Raw genomic sequence first — 23,153 nt, forward strand, 5'->3', positions numbered from 1 at the left:
TGTGCAGGGGGTTGTCCTTCCTGATGAGCCCGCCGGATTCCGCGCCCAGTCTACCGGTCCCGGCCACGCCCGGAATCATGCCCAACGGCCCAGGGCGACCTGGGCGATGCCGAGTGCGACGGGTCCTGCGGTCGAGGCCCGCAGAATCGTCGTGCCCAGCAGCGCCGGCCGGGCTCCGGCCGCCTGCAGCGCGGCGAGCTCGGCATCGGAGATCCCGCCCTCGGGTCCGACGACGAAGACGATCCTCTCCAGGTCCTCGGGCAACTGTGCCAATACCCGCGGCAGGTGCTCCTGCGCTGTTTCGTGCAGCACGATGCAGGCATCGCCGGGCCCCAGCTTGCCGGCCAGCGAGGTGCCACGGACCAAGTCGTGCAGAACGGGGACCCTGGACCGGCGGGCCTGCAGGGTGGCCGCCCGGAGAGTGTTGAGCCACTTCGCATGGGACTTCGCGGCCTTCTTCGCCGGCCAGTCGACGATCGAGCGCTGGGCCGCCCACGGCACGACCTCGTCGACGCCGACCTCGCAGGCGGCCTCGATCCCGGCCAGATCGCGGTCGCCCTTGGCCAGGGCCTGGACCAGGACCAGTGCGGGGCGCGGGGCGGGCTCCTGCACACAGGTGCGAACCCGCAGGCTCAGTGCCTCCGGGCTCGCGGTCTCGATGACTCCGCTCAACCGCAGACCGGCGCCGTCGATGATGTCCACCTCAGCGCCGGGGCCGAGTTTGCGCACGCGCACGGCATGGCCGGCCACTTCCGGGCCGAAACCCAGCAGATCGCCGACGGCGCCCGGCTGGGCGAAGGTCGACAGGAAAACGGGAGCTGTCATGTGCGCGCCTCAGCGTCCGGCGAACTTGTCGCGCAGGCGGGAGAAGGGGCCCTTGGCGTGCTTCTCGGCACTGGCATCGACCAGGCCGGAGGCATCGTGCTCGCCGCGCATTCCGGCGAGGCGCTCGAGCAGCTCCCGCTGTTCCTCGGTGACCTTCTGCGGAGTCTGCACCAGAATCGTCAGGACCAGATCGCCGCGGCTGTTACGGCGCAGCCGGGTTGCGCCCAGGCCGGCCAGCCGGGTCTGCGTGCCCGATTGGGTGCCGGCCTCGATGTCGACCTCGCGCGGCCCGTCGAAGGTGTCCACCGTGACGCTTGTGCCCAGGGCCGCTGCCGTCATCGGCACCCGCAGGGTAGCGCGCAGATTATCGCCATCACGGCTGAACACGGGGTCCTCGGCGACGGCGACCTCCAGGTGCAGATCCGCCGCGGGGCCGCCCCATGGCCCGACCTCGCCCTGCCCGGTCAACAGGATCCGGGTGCCCTCGCGGACTCCACCGGGGATCTTGACGCTGAGCGTGCGCTCGGTGCGCACACGGCCCTCGCCATGGCAGGAATTGCACGGATCGGGGATCACGGTGCCGAAACCCTGGCAGTTCGAGCACGGCTGGTTCGTCACCATATTGCCCAGCAGGGTGCGGGTCGTCTGGCGCACGGAGCCCTGCCCGTGGCACAGCGAGCAGGTGTCGTAGTCGGTACCGGGGCGGCAGCCGGAGCCGTCGCAGGTCTCGCACCGGGCCGCGGTCGAAATCGACAGTTCCTCGGTCCCCCCGAACACCGCGGTGCGCAGGTCGATCTGCAGGTCGACCAGGGCGTCCTGACCGCGCTGCGCGCGCGGGATCGGGCCACGGCCGGCTCCTGCTCCCCCACCGAAGAAGGTCTCGAAGATATCGCCGAAGCCCCCGAAGCCGGCGCCGCCGAAACCACCGGCCGCCTGGCCGTACTCGCCACCGCCGTTATCGTAGTTGCTGCGCTTGACCGGATCGGAGAGCACCTCGTAGGCCACGGAGACCTGTTTGAACTCCTCTTCGTGTCCGGGGTTGACGTCCGGGTGGAGCTTGCGCGCCAACTTCCGGTAGGCCTTCTTGATCTCCTCGGGCGCCGCGTCGCGCGCCACGCCCAAGGTCTCATAGTGATCGCTCACGTGTTTCCTTCGTCTTGAGTCGTATCGGATGCTTGTCTCCGCGCCCGCCTAGTCGGACAGGATCACGGATACGTACTTGGCGACCGCGCGCACCGCGGCCATCGTGGTCGGGTAATCCATTCTGGTGGGGCCGAGCACCGCCAGCCTGGCCCCGGCTTCCGGCCCCCCATAGGGACTGGCGATCACGGAGGTCGAGGAGAAGGACTCCAGGTCGTTCTCATGACCGATCCGCACCGCCACGGGTTCGGAATCCTGGGCCATCGAGGACAGCAGCCGCAGGAGCACGACCTGCTCCTCGAAGGCGTCGAGCAGCGGGGCGATCTGCGAGAAGAACTCGCCGCCGGCGCGCGCCAGGTTGGCGGTGCCCGCCATCAACAGACGGTCCTGCCTGCCGAGTCGGGCCAGGTCCTTGAGCACCTCGGCGAGCCGGGCGCCGGCCGCTGCGTGCTCGGCGGGCACCTGGAGGTCGTCCAGGGCTGTGTCGATCCGGGCCAGCCGGACCCCGCGCAGCGCCCGATTGACACCATCGCGCAGAGCCGTGGGATCCACCGGCACCACGTCATCGCCCAAGTCGACCACGCGCTGTTCGACCTGGCCGGAATCCGTGATGAGGACCGCCAGCAGGCGGCCCGGAGTCAATTCGACCAGTTCGACGTGGCGCACCCGGGTCTGCGAGGCCGTCGGGTACTGGACGAGCGCGACCTGGTGGGTCAGCCCCGAGAGCAGCCGAACGGTGCGCTCGAGCATATCGTCGATGTCGACCGGTGCCTGGAGAACCCGGGAGATGGCACGGCGTTCGGCCGTCGACAGGGGCTTGACGTCGTCGAGTCTGTCGACGAACACGCGGTAGCCCTTATCGGTGGGAATCCGGCCGGCCGAGGTGTGGGGCTGGGCGATCAGACCGTCCTGTTCGAGCGCTGCCATGTCATTGCGAATAGTGGCCGGGGACACCCTCAACCCGTGCCGGTCCACCAGCGCCTTCGAGCCCACCGGTTCATTGGTCGCCACGTAGTCCTCGATGATCGCCCGCAATACCCGATTCCTGCGGTCGTCGTTCACGGCCCCTCCTCAACTGACACGGTGTCGGCGGCTGCGTCCCCCACATTGGCACTCGAACACCCGGAGTGCCAATTCTACGCCGCGGACCCTGCGGGCCAAAATATCGTCGCTCACATCGGGTGGCTCCCACACCCGAACGGGGAACCGAGCTAGATTGGTGGGGTGACATTCACCGATCCCTATGGCCGCGATGTGCTCTCCGGAGGCCGCAGCGCCCACCGCAGGCCGAGTTCCCAAAAGGTGCCCGCCGACCCCGGCCTGGTCGTCGAGGAGGTCGCCACCGGTTTCGTCGGCGCGATACTGCAGGTGCAGAAAGCCCCCGGGGGCTTCTCCGTGGTGCTCGAGGACCGCATGGGCACGCGGCGCGCCTTCGAACTGGGCGCAGGCTTCTGGATCGACGGCCGTCCGGTCGAATTAACCCGGCCCAAGCACAGGGGACCCGAATACAGGATCGGTGCCGATGGCGCACCGGGAGCGCGCCGGACCCAGGCGGGGCCCCCTCCGGGGCGGACCGCCTCCGGGTCGATCGCAGTACCCGAGAGCCCCGCCCGTGTGGCCAGGCCCAGCCGGATCTGGGTCGAGGGAAAGCACGATGCCGAACTGGTGGAGAAGATCTGGGGCGAGGACCTGCGCTATGAGGGCGTGGTCGTCGAACCCCTGGGCGGCCTCGACGTGCTCGCCGAGCGGCTCGCCGAGTTCCGGCCCGATGCGCAGCACCGGGTCGGAGTGCTGGCCGACCACGTGGTCAGCGGCTCGAAGGAGTCCAGAATCGCCGCCGAGGTCATGTCCCACCGCGCCTACTCCGGCAGCGTCCACATCATCGGTCACCCGTTCATCGACATCTGGGCCGCCGTCAAACCCGCGGTGGTCGGCATCCGGGCCTGGCCCGAGGTCCCCAGGGGCGAGGACTGGAAACTGGGCACCCTGGCCCGGATCGGCTGGCCCCACGCCGACCACCGCGATACGGCCAGGGCCTGGGCGAGGATCCTGCGCAGTGTGAGCACCATGGGAGATGTCGATCCCGCGCTGTCCGGCCGGGTCGAGGAACTCATCGACTTCGTCACAGTCGGGCACTCCTGAACACGCGCCCCGACCTTGGAAAAGGCTTTGAATAGCACTCGTAGCGCCGGATTTGCCAAACCCCATGTGGTACCCGGCGTGGTGCGCCGGGTAGGGTGTGCTCAGTACGACACCGTCCCGCAGCCGATTCGAGGAGGAAGACCATGAGTCAGGACCCCCACAACGAACAGCCCGAGCAGAACGCTCTCGGACAGAACTACGGACAGGGATACGGGCAGAACCCGGATTACGCCCAGAATCCGCAACAGAACTACGGCCAGCCGGGCTATGGACAGCCCGGCGCCCAGTCCTACTACCAGCCGGGCCAGCAGCCCTTCACCGGCCCGCAGGCCTCGACCCAGTTGCCCGAGGGCGTCTACGGCGAGGGCTCCGAGGCCTTCTGGCGGGCCAGCCCGAACGATCGCACCACAAGCCTGTGGGTTGGGATCGGACAATTGTTGACCGGCTGGATCGTGCCCCTCATCCTCTTCCTTGTAAAGAAAGATGAGTCAGCATTCGTCAGGGAACACAGCAGGCAGGCGCTGAATTTCGGGATCACCATTGTCATTGCCAATGCTGCAATCTCCATCATCACAGTGGTCACATTCGGCATCGGTGGGATTCTCTACTTCGCAACAGCAATCGTGCAGATCGTCTTCGGCATTCTGCAGGCTGTTGCCGCCAACAAGGGCCAGGGATACCGTTACCCCATGACCATCCAGTTCATCAAGTGAACGCACCGCGAGTGTGAGCCGCACCTGCGCAACCGAGGGCCCCGGAGTAATCACTCCGGGGCCCTCGGTGTTCTGTGCCGGGGCCGCCGCATGGCGTTCAGATCAGCAGATCGCTCAATTCCCTGACCATGTAGTCGGCCATCAGGCGCCCGGAGACAGTGGGCGCGAACCAGATCGGATCGTCCTCCAACAGACCCATCCGCTCGAACCGGTTCAGGTACGCCGTGGCCCCATCCGGCAGCGAATCGCGCCGCAGGCCATGTTCGATCCGCGCTGCCAGCATGATCCGCTCGACTTCCCGGGTGTCCGGTCCGAGGACTTCCCGGCCCACTGCCGGGGACTGGCCCGCTGCCAGCCGGGCCGCCCAGGCACGCGGATGCTTCGCGTTCCAGAATCGGGTGCCGCCCACATGCGAATGGGCGCCGGCGCCGAACCCCCACCAGTCGCCCTCCTGCCAATAGGCGAGGTTGTGCCTGCAGCGGGTATCCGGGCCAGTAGAAAAATTGCTGACCTCGTACCAGTGCAGTCCAGCGGCCGCGAACAGCGCGTCCGCCAGTTCGTACTTATCGGCCAGATCGTCCTCATCGGGCATCGGGAGTTCTCCACGGCGCACCTGCGACCCCATCTTGGTGCCGGGCTCCACGATCAGCGAGTACGCCGAAATATGGTCGGGCTCGTTGGCCAGGGCGACTTCCACAGAGCGCCGCCAGTCTTCCAGTGACTCCCCCGGGGTGCCGTAGATCAGGTCGAGGCTGACCTGCAGGCCGGCGGCCTTGATCCACTGCACGACCTCGGGAATGCGCCGCGGATCGTGGGTCCGATCCAGGGTCTCCAGCACGTGCGGCACCGCCGATTGCATGCCCAGGGAGATCCGGGTGAAACCCGCGGCGGCCAGGGTGTCGATGTACGCAGGTGTCAGGGTGTCGGGGTTGGCCTCGGTGGTGACCTCGGCCCCGGCGGCCAGGGGCCAGCGCTCCTGCAGGTTCTGCAGCACGCCGGCCAGCACCTCGGCCGCCAGCAGGGTGGGCGTGCCGCCGCCGAAGAACACGGTGTCCAGGGGCCGCCTCGCCACCCCCGCCCGGTTGAGCACTCCTGCGGCAAGGTCCATTTCCGCGGCGATCCCCGCCCGGAAGTCCTCCCGGTTCGCACCGGGGCCCAGATCCGTCGAGGTATAGGTGTTGAAATCGCAGTACCCGCAGCGCACGCGGCAGTAGGGCACGTGGACGTAGGCGCTCCAGGTCCGTTGTGCACTGCCCTGTGCCACGCCGGCGGGCAGAGCGCCCGTGAGCGGCGGGATGTCGCCGATGGGCTGGGCCGGCACCCTACTTGTCCTTGCCCTTGCCGTCCTTGGAGCCGCCGCCATCGGAGGACAGGGCTGCGATGAAGGCCTCCTGCGGGACCTCGACGGAACCCACCATCTTCATCCGCTTCTTGCCCGCCTTCTGCTTCTCCAACAGCTTGCGCTTACGGCTGATATCGCCGCCGTAGCACTTCGAGAGCACGTCCTTGCGCATAGCCCTGATGGTCTCGCGCGCGATGATGCGCGAGCCGATGGCCGCCTGGATCGGCACTTCGAACTGCTGGCGCGGGATCAGGCCGCGCAGCTTCCCGGCCATCTCCACCCCGTAGGCATAGGCCTTGTCCTTGTGCACGATCGCGGAGAACGCGTCCACTGCGTCCCCGTGCAGCAGGATGTCGACCTTCACCAGGTCCGCTGCGGCCTGGCCGTCGTCGTTGTAGTCCAGCGAGGCGTAGCCCTTGGTCCGGGATTTGAGCTGGTCGAAGAAGTCGAAGACGATTTCGGCCAGCGGCATCCGGTAGCGCAATTCGACACGGTCCTCGGACAGGTAGTCCATCCCCTGCATCTGTCCGCGCTTGGACTGACACAGCTCCATCACGGCGCCCACGAACTCGCTGGGGGTCAGGATCGTGGCCTTGACCATGGGTTCGCGGACCTCTTTGATCTTGCCGTCGGGATACTCGCTGGGGTTCGTGACCTCGCGGGCACTGCCGTCCTCCAGCGTCACCTGATAGACCACGGATGGGGCCGTGGCGATGAGGTCGAGGCCGAATTCCCGCTCCAGCCGCTCCCGGATGATCTCCAGGTGCAGCAGGCCCAGGAAACCACAGCGGAAGCCGAAGCCCAGGGCGGCCGAGGTCTCCGGTTCGTAGACCAGGGCGGCATCGTTGAGCTTGAGCTTGTCAAGGGCATCGCGCAGGTCCGGATAGTCCGAACCGTCGATCGGGAACAACCCGGAGAACACCATCGGTTTGGGATCCCGGTAGCCGCCGAGGGCCTCTTCTGCGGGCTTGCGCGCATTCGTCACGGTATCGCCCACGCGGGACTGGCGGACGTCCTTGACGCCGGTGATGAGGTAACCGACCTCGCCCACGCCCAGTCCATCCGAGGGGTGAGGCTCCGGGGTCGAGGCGCCGATCTCCAGCAGTTCGTGGGTGGCGCCGGTGGAGAGCATTTCGATCTTCTCGCGCGGGGCCAACTTGCCATCGACCACGCGGACGTAGGTGACGACCCCGCGGTAGGTGTCGTAGACGGAGTCGAAGATCATCGCCCGGGCCGGCGCATCGGGGTCGCCCACCGGCGCGGGGACCTCGCCGACGATCTTGTCGAGCACCGCGTCCACGCCCTCGCCGGTCTTACCGGACACGCGCAGGCAGTCCTCGGGCTCGCAGCCGATCAGATTGGCCAGTTCCTCCGCGTACTTCTCCGGCTGCGCCGCCGGCAGGTCGATCTTGTTGAGCACGGGGATGATCGCCAGATCGTTCTCCAGCGCCAGATACAGATTCGCCAGGGTCTGGGCCTCGATACCCTGTGCCGCGTCGACCAGCAGCAGAGTGCCCTCGCAGGCGGCCAACGAGCGGGAGACCTCATAGGTGAAGTCGACGTGACCGGGGGTGTCGATCATGTTCAGCGCGTACGGGGTGCCGTCGACCTCCCATGGCATGCGAACGGCTTGGGATTTGATCGTGATGCCGCGTTCACGTTCGATGTCCATCCGGTCCAGGTACTGCGCGCGCATATCGCGGGGCTTGACGACGCCGGTGATCTGCAACATCCGGTCGGCCAGGGTCGACTTCCCGTGATCGATATGGGCGATGATGCAGAAATTGCGAATCAGTTCGCTGGGCGTGGCGGCGACGCGAATTCGCGCGGCTGACGCCTCACTCACCTGGGGCATGTGGCGTTCATTCCTTTACTCGATGGGACATCCCATTGTTTCACGAACCGGGTGCGCACACATAACCTTGAGGACATGGATTGGAAGAAGCTAGGGAATCGACTGCTGCGCGCCGGGGCCAAGGAGGGCGTCAAGCTCGCCAGGAAGGCGCTCGAGGATCCGAAGACCCGCCAAAGCGTCGCGGGCCTGCTCACCGGACCCGCTCGCGACACCGACAAGGACACCCGTGGGGACACCAGTTCCAAGCCCCCGCGCGCCGCGCAGCAGAACACAGGACGGACTACCCCCGCGGTCACCGGGCGCGAGGATTATCAGAGTGGTCGGACCGCGCAGCGCTCCGCTCCCAAACAGGGCTTCCCGCACCGCCCGTCCGGGGGCTACCCTGGTGATTTCACCGGTACGGTCAAGCCCCAGTACGCCCCCGACCTGGACGGCGACGCCGATCCCGGCGAGGTCGTGTGGGCCTGGGTGCCCTTCGAAGAGGACCCTGGACAGGGCAAGGACCGTCCGGTGTTGATCGTCGGCCACGACGGACGCTGGCTGCTGGGCCTCATGCTCTCGAGCAAGGACCACGTGCCCGGCGGGGTCGGCGACATCGACGAGACCCGCAACGCCCGCTGGCTCAATGTGGGCGCGGGCGATTGGGACGCGCAGCGGCGGCCTTCGGAGATCCGGCTCGATCGGATCATCCGGATCAGTCCATCCGGGGTGCGCAGGGAGGGCGCCATCCTCCCGATGGAGCTCTACTCGCTGGTTGCCAAGAACATCGAATGAGCGGCCGCGGCGCTAGTCGCGCACAGCACATCCGCTGAGCCCTGCGCAGCCGGTCCGCCATGTAGAATAGGTGATTGTGTATCCGCCAAGGCGTGTGTCTCGCCGTGGTCGGGCGGAATCACCCCGGTACGTCTGGGGCCGTTGTGTTTCCCCGCAGCGGGCCCGCGCAGTCGTCCGGGAGCCCTCACGACCAAATGTAAGCCGATAAGCAAAGGTACTAAATTGGCAAATATCAAGTCCCAGATGAAGCGGATCCGCACGAACGAAAAGGCCCGCCTGCGCAACAAGTCCGTGCGCAGCGAGGTCCGTTCCGCCATCCGCGCCGTCCGTGAGAACATCACTGCCGGTAAGAAGGACGAGGCACAGGCCACTCTCCAGGTTGCTTCGCGCAAGCTGGACAAGGCCGTTTCCAAGGGTGTGCTGCACAAGAACAATGCGGCCAACCACAAGTCGAAGCTGGCCAAGCAGGTCAACGCCCTCTGATCGTTGATCCGCTGAACAGCTGTTCGGCCCATGGGGGTTCGACCCCTGGAGACCATCGGCGCCGTCACCTCGGGTGACGGCGCCGATGTGGTTTCACCGTCGGGTCCGCGCCAGCTGGGAGACCCTGAACACCAGCCGTTCGACCGCATACACGGGGTCGCGACCACCGCCCTTGACGGCTTCGTCGGCGGCTGCCGCATGCAGGATCGCCTCCCCCAGCGCCACTTGGTTCCACGAGCGCAGGTCCCGCTTGGCCCGATCGATCTGCCAGGGCGCCATCTTCAGTTCCGCCGCGTTCTCCCCCACCGAACCGCTGAGCCCCTGGACCTTCGCCAACTGACGCAGTTTGAGCGCTACCGCGGCGACGATCGGCACGGCATCTGTGCCGGTGGCCAGGGCGTGGCGCACCAGGGTCAGGGCTTCGGCGGTGTGGCCGGCCACCGTGGCATCGGCGACCTTGAACCCCGTGGCCTCCACCCGCCCGCCGTAGTATTTATCGACCAGTTCGGTCGTGATGACGCCATCGGTATCGGCCACCAACTGGTCGATCCCGGCGTCCAGTTCGCTCAGGTCGGATCCGGTGGCCACCAGCAGGGCCTCGAGCGCCTGGGGGTCGATCTTGCGCCCGGCCCTGGTGAACTCCCTGGCCGCGAAGTCGTGTTTGTCCTTCTCCGTCTTGACCGCCAACGCGTCGACGGCGGGATACCCGGCACGTTCCAGGGCCTTCGTGAGCTTCGCCCCACGGTTGCCACCGGAGTGTTTGAGGATGAGCACCGCGTCCTCGTTGACATCGTCGAGATAGGCCAGGGCGTCGGTCAGGAACGCGTCCGACATCCCCGCCAGATTGTCGACGATGACGAGCTTGTCCGCGGAGAACAGCGAGGGCGCACAGGCCTGCAGCAGATCCCCGCGTTCGCACCTGGCCGCATCCAGCCGGGTCGTCTCGAAATCCCCCTGTTTGCGCACGGCGCCCACCAGACGGTCCTGAGCTTTGCGCACCAGCACCGCTTCCGGACCTGAGATCAGGATCACGGGCGCCGGCTTCGCCTTCTGCCAGGGAATCAGGTTCGATTTCTTCGCGGATCTCGCATTCTTCGCTGCCACATACCCAAGCGTAGTGCCATGGCCGGACACGCCCGTCATCCCCCACAACCACGGGTTCCCCGCAGGCCACCGTCGACATCGAGGACGATCGTGCCGCACACGTCGGTGCGCAGCACCGGAACCTGTCCGAAGGCCTCCAGCGCGGCCCGGGTCGGATGGCCGTAGCGGTTCTCCCCCACCGAGACCACGCCGGCGGCCGGACCCGCCCCAGCGAAGAAACCCGGATCAATATCGGCCGATCCGTGGTGTGGGGCGATGAGGACGTCCACCCGCCCGAAGGTGCCGGCGAGACGACGCTGTTGAGCGGCTCCGATATCGCCGGGGACCAGTACGGTGCGGTCGGCCACCATGATCAGGAAGACCAGGGACTCGGCGTTCCCGTCGGCCACCCGGCCGTCGGCTGCCGGGACGGTGCTGTCGGGACGCGGCCACAGGACCCGCCAGGATACCTCGGTACCGGGCAGCGAGAACGCGGCACCGGCGCGCAACGGCTGTGCCGACCGTCCGGTGATCGCCTCGGCACGGCGGGCGCGGTCATCGTCGGCCAGGGGCGCGCTGATCCACAGTGCTTCCACCGTACGCCCCCTGACCGCGCCCGACAGCCCCTGCACGTGATCCGCATCGAAATGTGAGAGGGCGACCCAGACGTGCTCGGCCCGCAAATCGCGCAAGCAGGAGTCGACTGCGGCGGGGTCGCGCCCGGTGTCGATCAACAGAACCCGGCCGGGGCCCAACGAGACCGCGGTGGCGCTGCCCTGACCGACATCGCAGACTGCCACCGTCCAGTGTCCGAGCTGGGCCCGGGGCGCCAGCGGGAGCACCAGGCCGGCAACCAGCGCCGCCGCTGCCACGGGCAGGCTCCAACGCCACAGCCGCAGCCTGCGGAGACAGGCTGCGGCGAAGGCCGCAGTGATCAGTCCGGCCAGTGCCAGGCCCAGGGGACCCGCCGGCCAGGGCAGCACGGCCCCTGGCAGCTCCGCACCGATCCGAGCGAGTTCGGCGATCCACCAGGACGGCAATGCGCCCAACTGGGCCAGCGCCCACCCACACCAGTCGATGCCAGGCAGCACACCGGAACCGAGGCCGCAGACCAGCGCGCCGAGCCCCAGAATGGTCGCAGGGGCCACCGCGGGCCCCGCCAGCAGATTTGCCACGACCGACCATGCACTGGGTGCCGAACCCAGGGCCACGAGCACCGGCAGCACCGCTATCTGCGCGCACAGTGGAACGGCCAGTGCCGCGGCAACCGGAAGCGGCAGGCGGGCCCGGCGCAGGGCGTCCGTAACGGGCCGGCCCAGCACGATCAGGCCCGCGGTGGCAGCAGCGGAGAGGATGAAGCCCGCGCTGACGGCCAGTTGTGGAGCGACGATGACGAGGACGAGCAGGGCGGTGCAGAGCACGGCAGGGGTATTGCGGCCGGTCTTCCGGGCCAGGGCCAGGGTGCCGGCCAACCCCATGGCGGCCGCGCGGAGGGCCGATGGTTCCGGTCCGACGATGAAGACGTAGGCCAGGCCGATGGCAGTGGAGACGGCCAGAATCGCGCCCCTGCGCCGGGTCAGGTGGCGTAGGACCCAGACCGCGGTAACCGTGATGAGGGTGATGTTGGCCCCGCTGACGGCCATAACATGGCTCAAGGAGACGATCTTCATCTGTTCGGCCAGCAGTTCGTCGACCGCAGCGGTATCGCCGATCACGAGGCCAGGCAGCAGGCGGGTGCCCGCGTGCCCGGTACCCGCGGCATCCGCCAGGAAACTGCGCAGGTGCGCGCGCAGACGCCAGGGAGCACCGGGCGGACCGAGGGTGGCGGGCCGGCTGTCGGTGAATGCCGTAATGCGCGGCCCGGCTGTCTTCAGGTCGGCGTCGAGCATGATGCGGCTGCCCGCCGGCGGGAGTCCGGCACGGCTCAGAATCTCCAGTGAACCACGCGGGGTGTGAACCGATCCCCGGTGCATACCGCCGGGCGTCTGCACGGGGTCGGACACGATGAGGGCCGCGCCCCGGTAGTGGTCGTCACCTGTCGGCATGGCGAGCAGGTGGGCCGCGACGAGACCCGCGGCCAGCGACGCCAGCAAACAGGTGGAGGCCGCCCACGCCGCCGGACGGGTCCGCCGCCGGCGGAGTGCGAGCGCGGCCAGGATCGCACAGACCACGGCGAGCAGAGCGGTGTGGCGGGGGTTCCCCGGTACTGCCGCCGCCGACCAGGCGGCCACGGTAGCCACCAGGAGGCGCCAGGTGGCCGCCCTGTGCAGGAGCGCCGCGCTCAGCCGTCCGCCGGCGGAGTCAGGGTCCCGGGGTGCGTGACGCCGTCTCATATCCGGGCGCGGTCCTTGAGCCCCTCGACTGTCTTCTGACCGATGCCGGAGACCTCGGTGAGTTGGTCCACACTCGTGAAGGGGCCGTGTTCCTCGCGGTGGGCGACGATCGCTGCGGCGGTCACGGGTCCGATGCCGGGGAGCGCCTCGAGCTCCGCTGCTCCCGCTTTGTTGATGTCGACGCTACTGTTGTTCTGCGTTCCGGACACCGCGCTGTTCTCCGCACGGCCGGTCGGCGGCGACCCGCGGGGTGTGACGACGATCTGTTCCCCGTCCACGAGGATGCGGGCCTGGTTGATGGAGGCCTCATCGGCTTTCTTCGTCATCCCTCCGCAGGCCCGCAGGGCTTCGGCCACGCGCGCCCCGGCAGCCAGTTCGACCACACCGGGCCGGGCCACCTCGCCGACGATGTGGACGGTCACGGCACCGGCCCGGTCGGCCGTGGGCCCGGCAGTGGAGGTCACGATCGGGGCCGGCGCCTCCGTAGTGGTCTGTGGCGGGGCGTTGAGGTACCGCAACAGGAGCAGCCCGATGACGGCGGCGAGGACCAGCGCGCCGATGAGGAGGAGCACCCGACGGCTGGGGACGGGGCGGGTGGCGGGCAGGAGGTCCGCGAGTTCCGGATCCTCGTCGGCCGGGTCCCAACCATCGCGGCGGGTGCGGCCCAGCAGGCTGGAGATGCGGTCTTCGGGCGATCGTGACATGCCGCAACGCTAGATCCGCGGATTCCGGCCCGCCAGGACGCCCGGTGCGCCTGTGGACGCCAGGGAGTTGTCAACAGTCCGGTGATGCGCTGTTGCACCCTCCTGTGACCTGCGGCGGGTCCGGTGCTCAGGGCAGGGTCTGGACGATGATCCCGGTGGTTCCCGGCCCCACATGGGCGGTGATGACGGTGGACAGGATCTCCTCGCGCACGCGCGTGCCTGTCGGGAGTTCGGCTTCGTCCACAAGCTCGCGCAGCCGGGTGAAGCCCGCACCGGCCTCTGCTGCACTCGCCTCCGCGTGCAGGAGGACGCATTCGATTCGGCCACCGCCTGCGGCGAGTTCGCGCGCCCGCCCGACGGCCGAGTCCACCAGGCGGGCGATCGCCCGGGAACTGGTGCGTACCCGGGCCAACGGGGTGACTTCGCCGGCGTCCAGGGTCAGGACGGGCACGATGGACAGCGCCCGGCCCAGCAGACTGGCCGCCCGGCCGATCCGCCCGCCGGCTCGCAGGTACTCAAGCGAAGCGGGCACGAAGTAGGCGCTCGTCTCCTCCGCACACCAATCGCGCAGGGTTCGTTCCAACACGGAGGCCCCGGTGTGTCGACCGGCCACCGCAATCGCCACGGCTCCGGCCAGACCGGCCGCGGCGGTCTGCGAGTCCACCACGACGACGGGGACCTCGCCGGCGGCGCCGGTGGTGCTGCTCGCGGCCGTATGGGTGCCGGAGAGCCTGGCCGAGAGAGTGAGCACGACGATGGCCTCGGATCCGGCTCGCACGAGTTCGCGGTATGCCTGTGCGAAGGCCGCCGCAGGAGGCTGCGACGTCGTCACGCGGGCCCCCGAGGCCATCGCGGTCGTGATGTCGTGGGCGCTCCACTGCCGGTCCGGGCGCTCGACTCCGGCCACGGCAACGGTCAGGTCCACTATGCGCAGGCGCCCGTCGAGCTCTGCGGTGAAGGTCTCCACCTGTTCCTCGCTCAGGCGGGCTGTCGAGTCGACGACCAATCCCAGTTTCTGCATGGTGCCCAGCCTAGTCCGGAATTCCCCGGCTTTACGGCAGGCCGGGCACGGCTGCGCGTCGTTCCTTGGATACGCTGGTGGGGTGAAGACCCTCTTGGATTACCTCGTCAATTCCCCGACTGCGGCCGTGTCCGGTGTACTCGGCATAGCGGGCGTCGTCGTGGCCCTCATTCCCGGGCTGCACTCCTGGGCCTGGTTGTTCCTCCTGGTACTGGCGCTGCTGCTCCTGGCCGGTCTATTCGCCTTGGCAGGCGAATGGCGCAGGACACAGGCCAAGATCGACGATCTGCACACCGAGCTGGCCACGGCACGCGCGCAGATCGGCGGGTTGACGGCCGTCAGCTCACCGGAGGACGACGAACAGATGGATCAGGCCCCGGCCCGGGAGATTCTGGGGCTGCTGCCGACTAGCGGCGGGATCATCGAGCACCTGCGGATCCAATCGGGTCCCTCGGGCTTCACGACGGCAGAGCTGGCCCCGGTGCGCACCCTGGTCGACGATTACACGAAGACGGCGTTCAGCACGCACGCGCTGCACGCGGCGTTCATGGAACTCTATCGGTGTTCGGCGGCACTCTTGGCGTGGATCGACAAGCAGACGAAGTCGACCGAGGACGGACTCGAGCTCATCCCCGGTGATCAACGCGATGGCGGGTGGCGGGAGTTCGCGCAGGTGCGGACCCGCGGGGCGGATCTGGCCGGTGATTTTCTCGCTGCGCGACAGGCCTTCGAGACCGCCGCTCTGGAAGCCGAGGTCCTCTAGAACCTGATCCACCAGTTGTCCCCCGGACACACCGGGGGGCGGCGTTTGTGCACCGTGTTCTGGAACCTGATTTCAAGGGCCTCGGTGACCGCATCGGCCACGGGGGCGCCTTCGAGGAAGTCGTCGATCTGCGCATAGGTCAGGCCCAGGGCCTCCTCATCGGGCTGACCAGGGGCACCGTCGAGCAGATCGCCGGTGGGTTCCTTGACCCACAGGCGCTCCGGGGCGCCCAGGTGCTCGAGCAGGCTGCGACCCTGGCGTTTGTCCAGGCCCGCGAGCGGGCTGACGTCGGATCCACCGTCACCGTGCTTCGTGAAGAAGCCTGTCACCGCCTCGGCGGCATGCCCTGTGCCCACGACCAGGAGGTTGTGCTCGCCGGCCAGTGCGTAGAGCGCCACCATGCGCATTCTGGCCTTGACATTGCCCTTGGTGAAATCGCTCATGGCCGTGCCCACGCTATCCGCGAACTCGGCGGACAGTCCGTCGACGGCGCCTGCGACGTTGAATGCCAGCTGCTGGTCGGGCCGGATGAAGTCCAGGGCGGTGCGCGCGTCGTCCTCATCGGCCTGGACCCGGTAGGGCAGGCGGACCGCCAGGAGAGCGGCGTCTTCGCCGCGCCTGCGCAATTCTTCTGCGGCCAGCTGGCACAGACGTCCGGTCAGGGCGGAGTCCTGCCCGCCGGAGACGCCGACGACGAAGCCCCGTGCACCGGTCGTCAGGCAGTACTCGACGAGGAACTGCACGCGGTGCGCCACCTCGAGCGCCGGATCTATCCGGGGCCGGACACCCAACAGCGAGCGGATCTCTGCTGCGGAAAAACTCATGCTCTTACGATATCCGCGTTCTGTATCCCAAATGTTTCCCATGCTGTGATCTTTGGCACAGGAAGTGTTCATCCTCTGTTCATCTACGCAGCAGGGGCACCCCCGGCAGGCATAGTCCCGCCGGCGGTGCCCCTGTGAACGTGCAGCCGATCAGGCCTCTGGAACGATGTTGACCAGCTTCGGTGCGCGCACGATCACCTTGCGCACCCCGGCACCGGCCAGGGCCCGCAGCGCGCCCTTGGACTCCAGGGCCAGCGCTTCGAGTTCCTCGGCGCTGATATCCGGAGACACCTCGAGCCGATCGCGTACCTTGCCCTTGACCTGGACCACGGCGGTCACGGTCTCGGCGACCAGGTAGGCCTCATCGTAGACGGGGTACGGCGCATACACGACCGTGTCCGCATGTCCCAGCCGATGCCACAGCTCTTCCGCCAGGTGCGGGGCCAGCGGACCGAGCATGGTGATCAGCGGTTCCAGCGCCTCGCGCGGGGCGCTGCCCGCCTTGGTCAGATGGTTGACCAGCACGATCAGCTTGGCCACGACGGTATTGAACCGGAAGGCGTCCATATCCTCGCGAACGCCCTTGATCGTCGCGTGCAAGACCTTGCGGGTCGCCTCGTCCGCCGGCTCCTCCGAGACCAGGGACGCACCGGTGGATTCGTCGACGGCCAGGCGCCATACGCGCTGCAGGAAACGCTGTGCACCGACGACCGCGCGGGTCTCCCAGGCCCTGGAGTCCTCCAGCGGGCCCATCGACATCTCGTAGACGCGGAAGGTGTCCGCGCCGTAGTCGTCGTACATCTCATCCGGGGTCACCATGTTCTTCAGCGACTTGCCCATTTTGCCGTATTCGCGCGCGACCTGCTCGCCCTGGTACCAGAACGTCGAGGTGCCGTCGGCCCCGGTCCGTTCGGTGACCTCGGCGGCCGGAACGTAGACGCCGCGGGCGTCGGTGAACGCATAGGCCTGGATGTAGCCCTGGTTGATCAGCTTGTGGAACGGTTCGAAGGACGATACGTAGCCCAGGTCGAACAGCACCTTGTGCCAGAACCGGGAGTACAGCAGGTGCAGCACCGCGTGTTCGACTCCGCCGACGTACAGATCCGCGCCGCCCGAGGCACCGGGGGTGCGCGGCCCCAGCCAGTAGGCCTCGTTGATCGGATCGACCAGCGCCCGGTCGTTGTGCGGATCGGCGTAGCGCAGCTGGTACCAGGAGGAGCCGGCCCAGTTGGGCATTGTGTTCGTCTCCCGGCGGTACCGCTTGGGCCCGTCGCCCAGGTCCAGGGTCACGTTCACCCATTCCTGGGCCCGGCCCAACGGGGGCTCCGGTTCGGAGTCGACGTCGTCGGCTGCGAAGGTGCGCGGCGAGAAGTTATCGACCTCCGGCAGGTCCACAGGCAGCATGTCCGCCGGCAGGGCGTGCGGGGTGCCCTCTTCGTCGTAGACGATCGGGAAGGGTTCGCCCCAGTAGCGCTGGCGGGAGAAGAGCCAGTCGCGCAGCCGGTACTGCTTCGTCTCCTGCGCCTGCCCCTTGGCGCCCAACCAGGCGAGGACGCGTTCCTTGGCAGTGGCGATGTCGAGTCCGTTGAGATCGATTTCGGCGTTCGCCGAGTTGATCTTCTCACCCGCGCCCGTATAGGGGGCGTCCTCATCGTGCTCGGCGCCCGGTGCAACGGTGCGCACATAGGGCAGGCCGAAGGCCTTGGCGAAGTCCCAGTCGCGCTGGTCCTCGGCCGGCACGCCGTAGACGGCACCGGTGCCGTAGCCCATCAGCACGTAATCGGCGACGAACACCGGCATCGCCCGGCCCGTGGCGGGATTGGCGACATAGGTGCCGGTGAATACGCCGGTCTTCGTCTTCTCCTCCTGGCGCTGCACCGAGGTCTTCGCCGCTGCCGCTCGCTGATAGGCGGTCACCGCCTCGCCCGGCGTCTGTGCCCCGTCGGTCCACCGGGAATCGGTGTCCGCCGGCCAGGCGGCGGCGGTGAAACGGTGCACGTCGGGGTGTTCGGGGCTGAGCACCAGGAACATGCCACCGAAGATCGTATCGGGGCGGGTGGTGTACACGCGGATCGCGTCCTCGCCCAGGGCGGCGCCGGAGGCGTCGGAGACCAGGAAGTCCAGATAGGCGCCCGTCGAGCGGCCGATCCAGTTGCGCTGCATGTTCTTCACCGCCTCCGGCCAGTCGACCCGGTCCAGGTCATCCGCCAGCCTGTCTGCGTACGCGGTGATGCGCATATTCCACTGCTTGAGCTTGCGGGTGAACACCGGGAAGTTCCCACGTTCACTGCGCCCCTCGGCGGTGACCTCCTCATTGGCCAGCACCGTGCCCAGACCCGGGCACCAGTTGACCGGCGATTCGGAGACGTAGGCCAGCCGGTAGTCCTGCAGCACCCGTTCCTGCTGCGTCGGGGTGAGCGCACGCCAGTCACCCAGGCCCGTGGCGCGCTCGCCCGTGGCGAACTGGGCGATCAGATCGGCGATCGGCCGGGCGGCGCCGCGGCCGTCGGCGGCCTGCGGATCGTACCAGGAGTTGAAGATCTGCAGGAAGATCCACTGGGTCCACTTGACGAATTCCGAGTCCGTCGTCGCGAAGGTCCGGCGGGCGTCGTGGCCCAGCCCCAGCCTGCGCAGCTGCCTGCGCATATTCGCGATGTTCTCCTCCGTGGTGATCCGTGGGTGCTGCCCGGTCTGCACCGCGAACTGCTCCGCCGGCAGGCCGAAGGCGTCGTAGCCCAGGGCGTGCATGACGTTCTTGCCCAACATCCGCTGATAGCGGGCGTAGACATCGGTGGCGACATAACCCAGTGGATGGCCCACATGCAGTCCCTTGCCGGAGGGGTAGGGGAACATGTCCATGAGGTACACCGGCTCGCGGTCCTCGGCACTGTAATCACGGGGACTGTCGGCCAGGTCGCCGACCGGATTGGGTGAGGCGTAGGTGCCCTCGGCCTCCCAGGCGTCCTGCCATTTGAGCTCGAGGGTGCCCGCCAGCTCAGCGTCGTAGCGGAACTGTGCCTGCTCGGCGGCAGAAGTCATGGGGGTCCTTTCCAATGGATCGTGCACATCCGGACGTCCCACGGTGGGAGATCCGGGAAAGATACCGGATCATTCTATCGCGCTGTCACCGGCGCCCGGCGACCTCCCGGGGCCCGAGCACGTACGATGGGTCCAAGCGCCGGCCGTTTTCAAAGGAGATCCCATGACCGGATGGATGCGTCAGTCCGCCACCCCAGCGACCTACTCCCCCGATGACACCTCGACGATCACCGACTGCTTTCTGCGCGCACTGGCCGCCGACCCCGATGCCCATGCGCTGAGCATCGTGCACGAACGGACGGAGGAGGCCATCACCCGCGCGGAATTCCACGCCGATGTCATCGCAGTGGCCAAGGGCCTGGTGGCGGCGGGTATCGGCCCGGGTTCCCGCGTGGGGATCTTCGGCCCGAGCAGTTACCGCTGGGCCGTCGCGGACTTCGCGATCTGGTTCGCCGGTGCCACCAGCATCCCGTTCTACGACACCGCGAGCGCCGAGCAGATCGAATGGATGCTCGCCGATGCCAGGCCCGCGCTCATGCTGGTCGCCGATGCCGGGCACCGCGAGGTGCTGGCCGGGGTGCCCGCCGCCGCCGGGCTGCCGGTCCATATGTGGGACGACGAGGACTCCCTGGCGCAGTTGCACCGGGCGGGGCGGTCCGTCACCGACACTGCGCTCGACGCGCAGCGGCGCCGGGTGGGGCCGCAGGATGTGGCGACGATCATCTACACCTCGGGCACGACGGGAAGGGCCAAGGGGTGCCTGTTGACCCACGCGAATTTCGTGCTCACCGCGCAGGCGGCGTCCCGGTCCATGCCCGAGGTACTCGCACCGGGTGCCCGGTGCCTGCTGTTCATCCCCACGGCCCATGTGTTCGCCCGGTTCATTCAGGTCATCTCGATCTGTGAGGGCGTGGTGTTGGGCCATCAGCACGACTTGGGCAGGTTGACCGAGTCCCTTGCGGTGTTCCGTCCGACCTTCGTCTTGGGTGTGCCGCGGGTCTTCGAGAAGGTCTTCAACGCGGCCAGGGCGAAGGCGCAGTCCGGCGGTCAGGGCAGGATCTTCACCCTGGCCGAGATCACCGCGGTGGCGTATTCGCGCGCCGCTGATGCCGGCCGGGTCCCCTGGGGGCTGCGCCTGCGCCATGCGTTGTTCGACCGGCTGGTCTACGCCAGGCTGCGCGCGGTGCTCGGCGGCAGGGCGGAGTATGCGATCTCCGGTGGTGGGCCGTTGGGCGAGCACCTGGGTCATTTCTTCTCGGGGATCGGTGTCAGGGTACTCGAGGGCTATGGGCTCACGGAGACGACCGCGCCCGTGACGGTCAACCGACCGGGTGCCTCGCGCATCGGCACGGTCGGGGTGCCCCTGCCCGGATGTGCGGTGGCGGTGGCCGGCGACGGGGAGGTCCTGGTCCAGGGCCCGCCGGTGTTCTCGGGCTATTTGAACAATCCCGAGGCCACGGCGGCGACATTCCGCGGCGATTGGCTGGCCACCGGCGATCTCGGCTCGCTGGATGAGGAGGGCTATCTGTCGATTACGGGGCGGAAGAAGGAACTCATTGTGACCTCGGGAGGGAAGAATGTGGCCCCGGCGCCCTTGGAGGACGTGATTCGCCGCCATCCCCTGGTGGGCCAGCCGGTCGTCGTGGGTGAGCAGCGGAAATTCGTCGGGGCTCTGATCTTCCTCGATCCGGAGATGCTGCCGGGTTGGTTGGAGGCCCACGGTCTGCCACCGCTGTCATTGGACCGGGCAGCGGCGCATCCGGCGGTGCGTGCCTCGATCCAGGCCGCGGTGGACCGGGCGAATGCGCGGGTCTCCCGTGCCGAGGGCATTCGGGCGTTCCGCATCGTGCCGGTGGAGTTGACCGAGGCCGCGGGTTATCTGTCCGCCAAGCAGTCGGTCAAGCGGCCGGTCGTGCTGCAGGACTTCGCCGCAGAGCTCGAAGCGCTCTATTCCACGCCGCGTCCGGCCTGAGCCCCCCGCCGCTTGCGGGCCAGCCGGGAGACCAGGAGAAGGGCCAGCACGACCAGGCCGCCGACCAGCGTGTCGGTGAAGCGCTCCGGGAGCATCCGGTGCACGGGATAGTGCGCCGACAGCTGACTCGATACCAGTGCCAGTGGGGTGACGAAGAACATCGCCAGCCAGTAGACCTGGCCGACGAAGAGTTCGGCGAGGAGCTGGGCGATGCCGACGACCACAATGCACATCCACACCGGGGGCTCGAACACGAGGATCCCGGCGGTGACCAGGACCCCTCCCGCCGTGCCGATGACGCGGTGGGCGATCCGCGAGAGGCTCAGGGGCTGTCCGGGCCGCGGCATGGTCGTGCACACTGCGCAGGCCGCCCAGTAGGCATGTCCCAGGCCCAGGCCGGCAACGGCCAGGGTGGCCACCGCCACGGCCCCGGCGGTCGTTCCGGCCGAGGCCCAGACCGCGCGGTTGCGCAGCGCACCCAGATTGCGCCCCGGCACGTGCAGGTCCCCTCTGGCCACCCGGTTGTGTTCGTCGAGCGCCCTGACGAGTCCCCCGGAGAGGCCGATGAACAGGCAGAACAGGCAGCAGCCCAGTGATACCAGGAACCTGCTGAGAACCTGCCCGGGGGCAACCGGCACGGAGGAGACGACGGAGAACGCGAAGACGAAGAAGATGGAACCGTAGGGCACCCAGTTCATCACCGCCGACAGGAGCATGCCGACGCCGGAGACCACGACGAGGATGAGCACGAAGACCAGGGGTACCCCGCCGAGGCGCGGACCCGTAGCCGCGGTGCCGAACGCCGAGTACAGCAGGCCGGCCAGGATACACGCCGACAGCATCCCGGCTGCGACCAGCAGGGTGCCGGTGCGGTGCTTGTAGGTCTCATAGCGGCCGTAGAGGGAGGTGAAGGCCGCGAAGGAGACATACGCTGCCAGGTCCATCCGTCCCAGTGCCAGCAGGACCAACAGTGGCACGGTGACGCACAGTGCCGCCCGCAGCGCCGCCTCGACGTCGAGGCGCAGCAGCCTTTCCGGCCAGATCATGATCGGGCCGAGGAATCGGGCAGCGGATCGTGTGGGCACGGGTGTCCCCTCCTATTCGACGGTGAAGAAACGGCGGTGCACGGGATTGAGTTCCCATAGACTGGCAGCATGAGCGAAACCGGCGGTAAACAGCACGTGGAGCGGATCGAGGATCCCCAGGACGAACAACGGCGGGCGCAGGCCCAGGCGCTTGCGGACAGCCTGCGGGGTGATTCGGAGGCGGCCGCCTGGAAACAAGATTACCCCTACGACAAGAAGCTCTCGCGGGCGGACTACGAGGCGCAGAAGCGACTGCTGCAGATCGAGTTGCTCAAGCTGCAGGCATGGGTCAAGGAGACCGGCCAGAAGCTCGTGCTGATCTTCGAGGGCCGCGACGCCGCGGGCAAGGGCGGGGCGATCAAGCGCTTCACCGAGCACCTCAACCCCCGCGGCGCACGGGTTGTGGCCCTGGAGAAGCCCACGGAGCGCGAGCTCACCCAGTGGTACTTCCAGCGCTATGTCGCGCATCTGCCGGCCGGGGGCGAGATGGTGCTGTTCGACCGGTCCTGGTACAACAGGGCCGGGGTGGAGCGCGTCATGGGGTATTGCACCGATGAGCAGTACGAGGAGTTCATGTGGGAGACGCCGCGGTTCGAGCGGTTGCTCGTGCGTTCGGGCATCACACTGGTGAAGTTCTGGTTTTCCGTGGGCCGGGAGGAACAGCTGCGCCGGTTCGGCGACAGACTGACCGATCCGGTCAAGCAATGGAAGCTCTCACCGACCGATCTGGCCAGCCTGGACAAGTGGGATGCGTACACCGCCGCCAAGGAGGCGATGTTCCAGGGCACCGATACCGACTATGCGCCGTGGACTGTGGTCAAGTCGAATGACAAGAAGAGGGCCAGGCTCGAGGCGATGCGCCATGTGCTCGGCCTCTACGACTACCCGGACAAGGACCCGGAGGTGGCTCTGACCCCCGATCCCCTGTTGGTCGGCGCCCCCGATCGGATCTACGATTCCGGCGAGTCCCCCACCGCGCGGGCGAAGAAGCACAAACAGCACCGCGGCTGAGAGCGCACCGGCCACATCGGCTCCGGTCCCGCCGGCGCCCGAGA

19 protein-coding genes are annotated in these 23,153 nt (G+C 68.0%); 7 read left to right on the forward strand and 12 right to left on the reverse strand.

Annotation, left to right across the window (positions count from 1 at the left end; translation table 11 throughout):
* Nucleotides 1–75: 75 nt before the first annotated feature.
* From NQ034_RS00785 to hrcA, 3 genes are read right to left on the reverse strand one after another with little or no spacing between them, the layout of a single operon-like run.
* On the reverse strand, nt 76–825 hold the full coding sequence (locus NQ034_RS00785; protein ID WP_257046481.1) for a 16S rRNA (uracil(1498)-N(3))-methyltransferase: 750 nt from the start codon (nt 823–825) through the stop codon (nt 76–78).
* Between the two features lie 9 nt (nt 826–834).
* The gene (gene dnaJ, locus NQ034_RS00790; RefSeq protein WP_257046482.1) at nt 835–1,968 is read right to left on the reverse strand and encodes a molecular chaperone DnaJ; all 1,134 of its coding nucleotides are present in this window, start codon (nt 1,966–1,968) and stop codon (nt 835–837) included.
* 48 nt (nt 1,969–2,016) lie between these two features.
* On the reverse strand, nt 2,017–3,027 hold the full coding sequence (hrcA, locus tag NQ034_RS00795) for a heat-inducible transcriptional repressor HrcA (RefSeq protein WP_257046483.1): 1,011 nt from the start codon (nt 3,025–3,027) through the stop codon (nt 2,017–2,019).
* Between the two features lie 162 nt (nt 3,028–3,189).
* Here hrcA and NQ034_RS00800 point away from each other — a divergent pair, with 162 nt between their 5' ends.
* Together NQ034_RS00800 and NQ034_RS00805 are read left to right on the forward strand one after the other, a co-directional pair.
* The gene (locus tag NQ034_RS00800) at nt 3,190–4,107 is read left to right on the forward strand and encodes a DUF3097 family protein (RefSeq protein ID WP_257046484.1); all 918 of its coding nucleotides are present in this window, start codon (nt 3,190–3,192) and stop codon (nt 4,105–4,107) included.
* Nucleotides 4,108–4,250: 143 nt separating this feature from the next.
* Entirely contained in the window at nt 4,251–4,820 is a 570-nt protein-coding gene (locus NQ034_RS00805; RefSeq protein WP_257046485.1) for a DUF4870 domain-containing protein, read from the forward strand.
* A 97-nt stretch (nt 4,821–4,917) separates the two neighbouring features.
* On the opposite strand, the gene hemW is transcribed toward NQ034_RS00805, so the two are convergent.
* A complete protein-coding gene (gene hemW, locus NQ034_RS00810) occupies nt 4,918–6,141 on the reverse strand; it encodes a radical SAM family heme chaperone HemW (protein WP_257046486.1) in 1,224 nt (407 codons plus the stop codon).
* A gap of 1 nt (nt 6,142) precedes the next feature.
* On the reverse strand, nt 6,143–8,017 hold the full coding sequence (gene lepA / locus NQ034_RS00815) for a translation elongation factor 4 (protein ID WP_257046487.1): 1,875 nt from the start codon (nt 8,015–8,017) through the stop codon (nt 6,143–6,145).
* A gap of 75 nt (nt 8,018–8,092) precedes the next feature.
* Here lepA and NQ034_RS00820 point away from each other — a divergent pair, with 75 nt between their 5' ends.
* Together NQ034_RS00820 and rpsT are read left to right on the forward strand one after the other, a co-directional pair.
* Complete coding sequence (locus NQ034_RS00820) at nt 8,093–8,791, forward strand: type II toxin-antitoxin system PemK/MazF family toxin (RefSeq protein ID WP_257046488.1); 699 nt, start codon at nt 8,093–8,095, stop codon at nt 8,789–8,791.
* A gap of 222 nt (nt 8,792–9,013) precedes the next feature.
* A complete protein-coding gene (gene rpsT, locus NQ034_RS00825; protein ID WP_257046489.1) occupies nt 9,014–9,274 on the forward strand; it encodes a 30S ribosomal protein S20 in 261 nt (86 codons plus the stop codon).
* A gap of 93 nt (nt 9,275–9,367) precedes the next feature.
* Here rpsT and holA read toward each other — a convergent pair whose 3' ends face one another.
* The 4 genes from holA to NQ034_RS00845 all read right to left on the reverse strand — a co-directional run bounded on the left by holA (nt 9,368) and on the right by NQ034_RS00845 (nt 14,415).
* Nucleotides 9,368–10,378 carry a DNA polymerase III subunit delta gene (gene holA, locus NQ034_RS00830; protein WP_257046490.1) on the reverse strand — a complete coding sequence of 337 codons (1,011 nt, stop codon included), beginning with the start codon at nt 10,376–10,378 and terminating at the stop codon, nt 9,368–9,370.
* Between the two features lie 35 nt (nt 10,379–10,413).
* Nucleotides 10,414–12,690, reverse strand: coding sequence for a ComEC/Rec2 family competence protein (locus NQ034_RS00835; RefSeq protein ID WP_257046491.1), 2,277 nt, complete (start codon nt 12,688–12,690; stop codon nt 10,414–10,416).
* Entirely contained in the window at nt 12,687–13,394 is a 708-nt protein-coding gene (locus NQ034_RS00840) for a ComEA family DNA-binding protein (RefSeq protein WP_257046492.1), read from the reverse strand. Before NQ034_RS00840 ends, NQ034_RS00835 begins: the two co-directional genes overlap by 4 nt.
* 127 nt (nt 13,395–13,521) lie before the next feature.
* Entirely contained in the window at nt 13,522–14,415 is an 894-nt protein-coding gene (locus NQ034_RS00845) for a DegV family protein (protein ID WP_257046493.1), read from the reverse strand.
* Between the two features lie 82 nt (nt 14,416–14,497).
* On the opposite strand from NQ034_RS00845, the gene NQ034_RS00850 reads away from it, so the two are divergent.
* Entirely contained in the window at nt 14,498–15,178 is a 681-nt protein-coding gene (locus NQ034_RS00850; protein WP_257046494.1) for a hypothetical protein, read from the forward strand.
* Here the strand turns inward: NQ034_RS00850 and nadE are convergent.
* Both nadE and leuS read right to left on the reverse strand, forming a co-directional pair.
* On the reverse strand, nt 15,175–16,002 hold the full coding sequence (gene nadE, locus NQ034_RS00855) for an NAD(+) synthase (protein ID WP_257046495.1): 828 nt from the start codon (nt 16,000–16,002) through the stop codon (nt 15,175–15,177). The two genes, NQ034_RS00850 and nadE, sit on opposite strands and share 4 nt — an antisense overlap.
* Nucleotides 16,003–16,152: 150 nt before the next feature.
* Complete coding sequence (gene leuS / locus NQ034_RS00860) at nt 16,153–19,041, reverse strand: leucine--tRNA ligase (RefSeq protein WP_257046496.1); 2,889 nt, start codon at nt 19,039–19,041, stop codon at nt 16,153–16,155.
* A 163-nt stretch (nt 19,042–19,204) separates the two neighbouring features.
* Between leuS and NQ034_RS00865 the strand changes: the two genes are divergently transcribed.
* Nucleotides 19,205–21,013 carry an AMP-dependent synthetase/ligase gene (locus tag NQ034_RS00865; protein ID WP_306428066.1) on the forward strand — a complete coding sequence of 603 codons (1,809 nt, stop codon included), beginning with the start codon at nt 19,205–19,207 and terminating at the stop codon, nt 21,011–21,013.
* Here NQ034_RS00865 and NQ034_RS00870 read toward each other — a convergent pair.
* A complete protein-coding gene (locus NQ034_RS00870; RefSeq protein WP_257046497.1) occupies nt 20,989–22,098 on the reverse strand; it encodes an FUSC family protein in 1,110 nt (369 codons plus the stop codon). The two genes, NQ034_RS00865 and NQ034_RS00870, sit on opposite strands and share 25 nt — an antisense overlap.
* A 69-nt stretch (nt 22,099–22,167) precedes the next feature.
* Between NQ034_RS00870 and ppk2 the strand changes: the two genes are divergently transcribed.
* Nucleotides 22,168–23,109 carry a polyphosphate kinase 2 gene (ppk2, locus tag NQ034_RS00875; RefSeq protein WP_257046498.1) on the forward strand — a complete coding sequence of 314 codons (942 nt, stop codon included), beginning with the start codon at nt 22,168–22,170 and terminating at the stop codon, nt 23,107–23,109.
* The last annotated feature ends 44 nt before the right edge of the window (nt 23,110–23,153 follow it).

It is taken from the genome of Brevibacterium moorei, assembly GCF_024580735.1.
Taxonomy (GTDB): domain Bacteria; phylum Actinomycetota; class Actinomycetes; order Actinomycetales; family Brevibacteriaceae; genus Brevibacterium; species Brevibacterium moorei.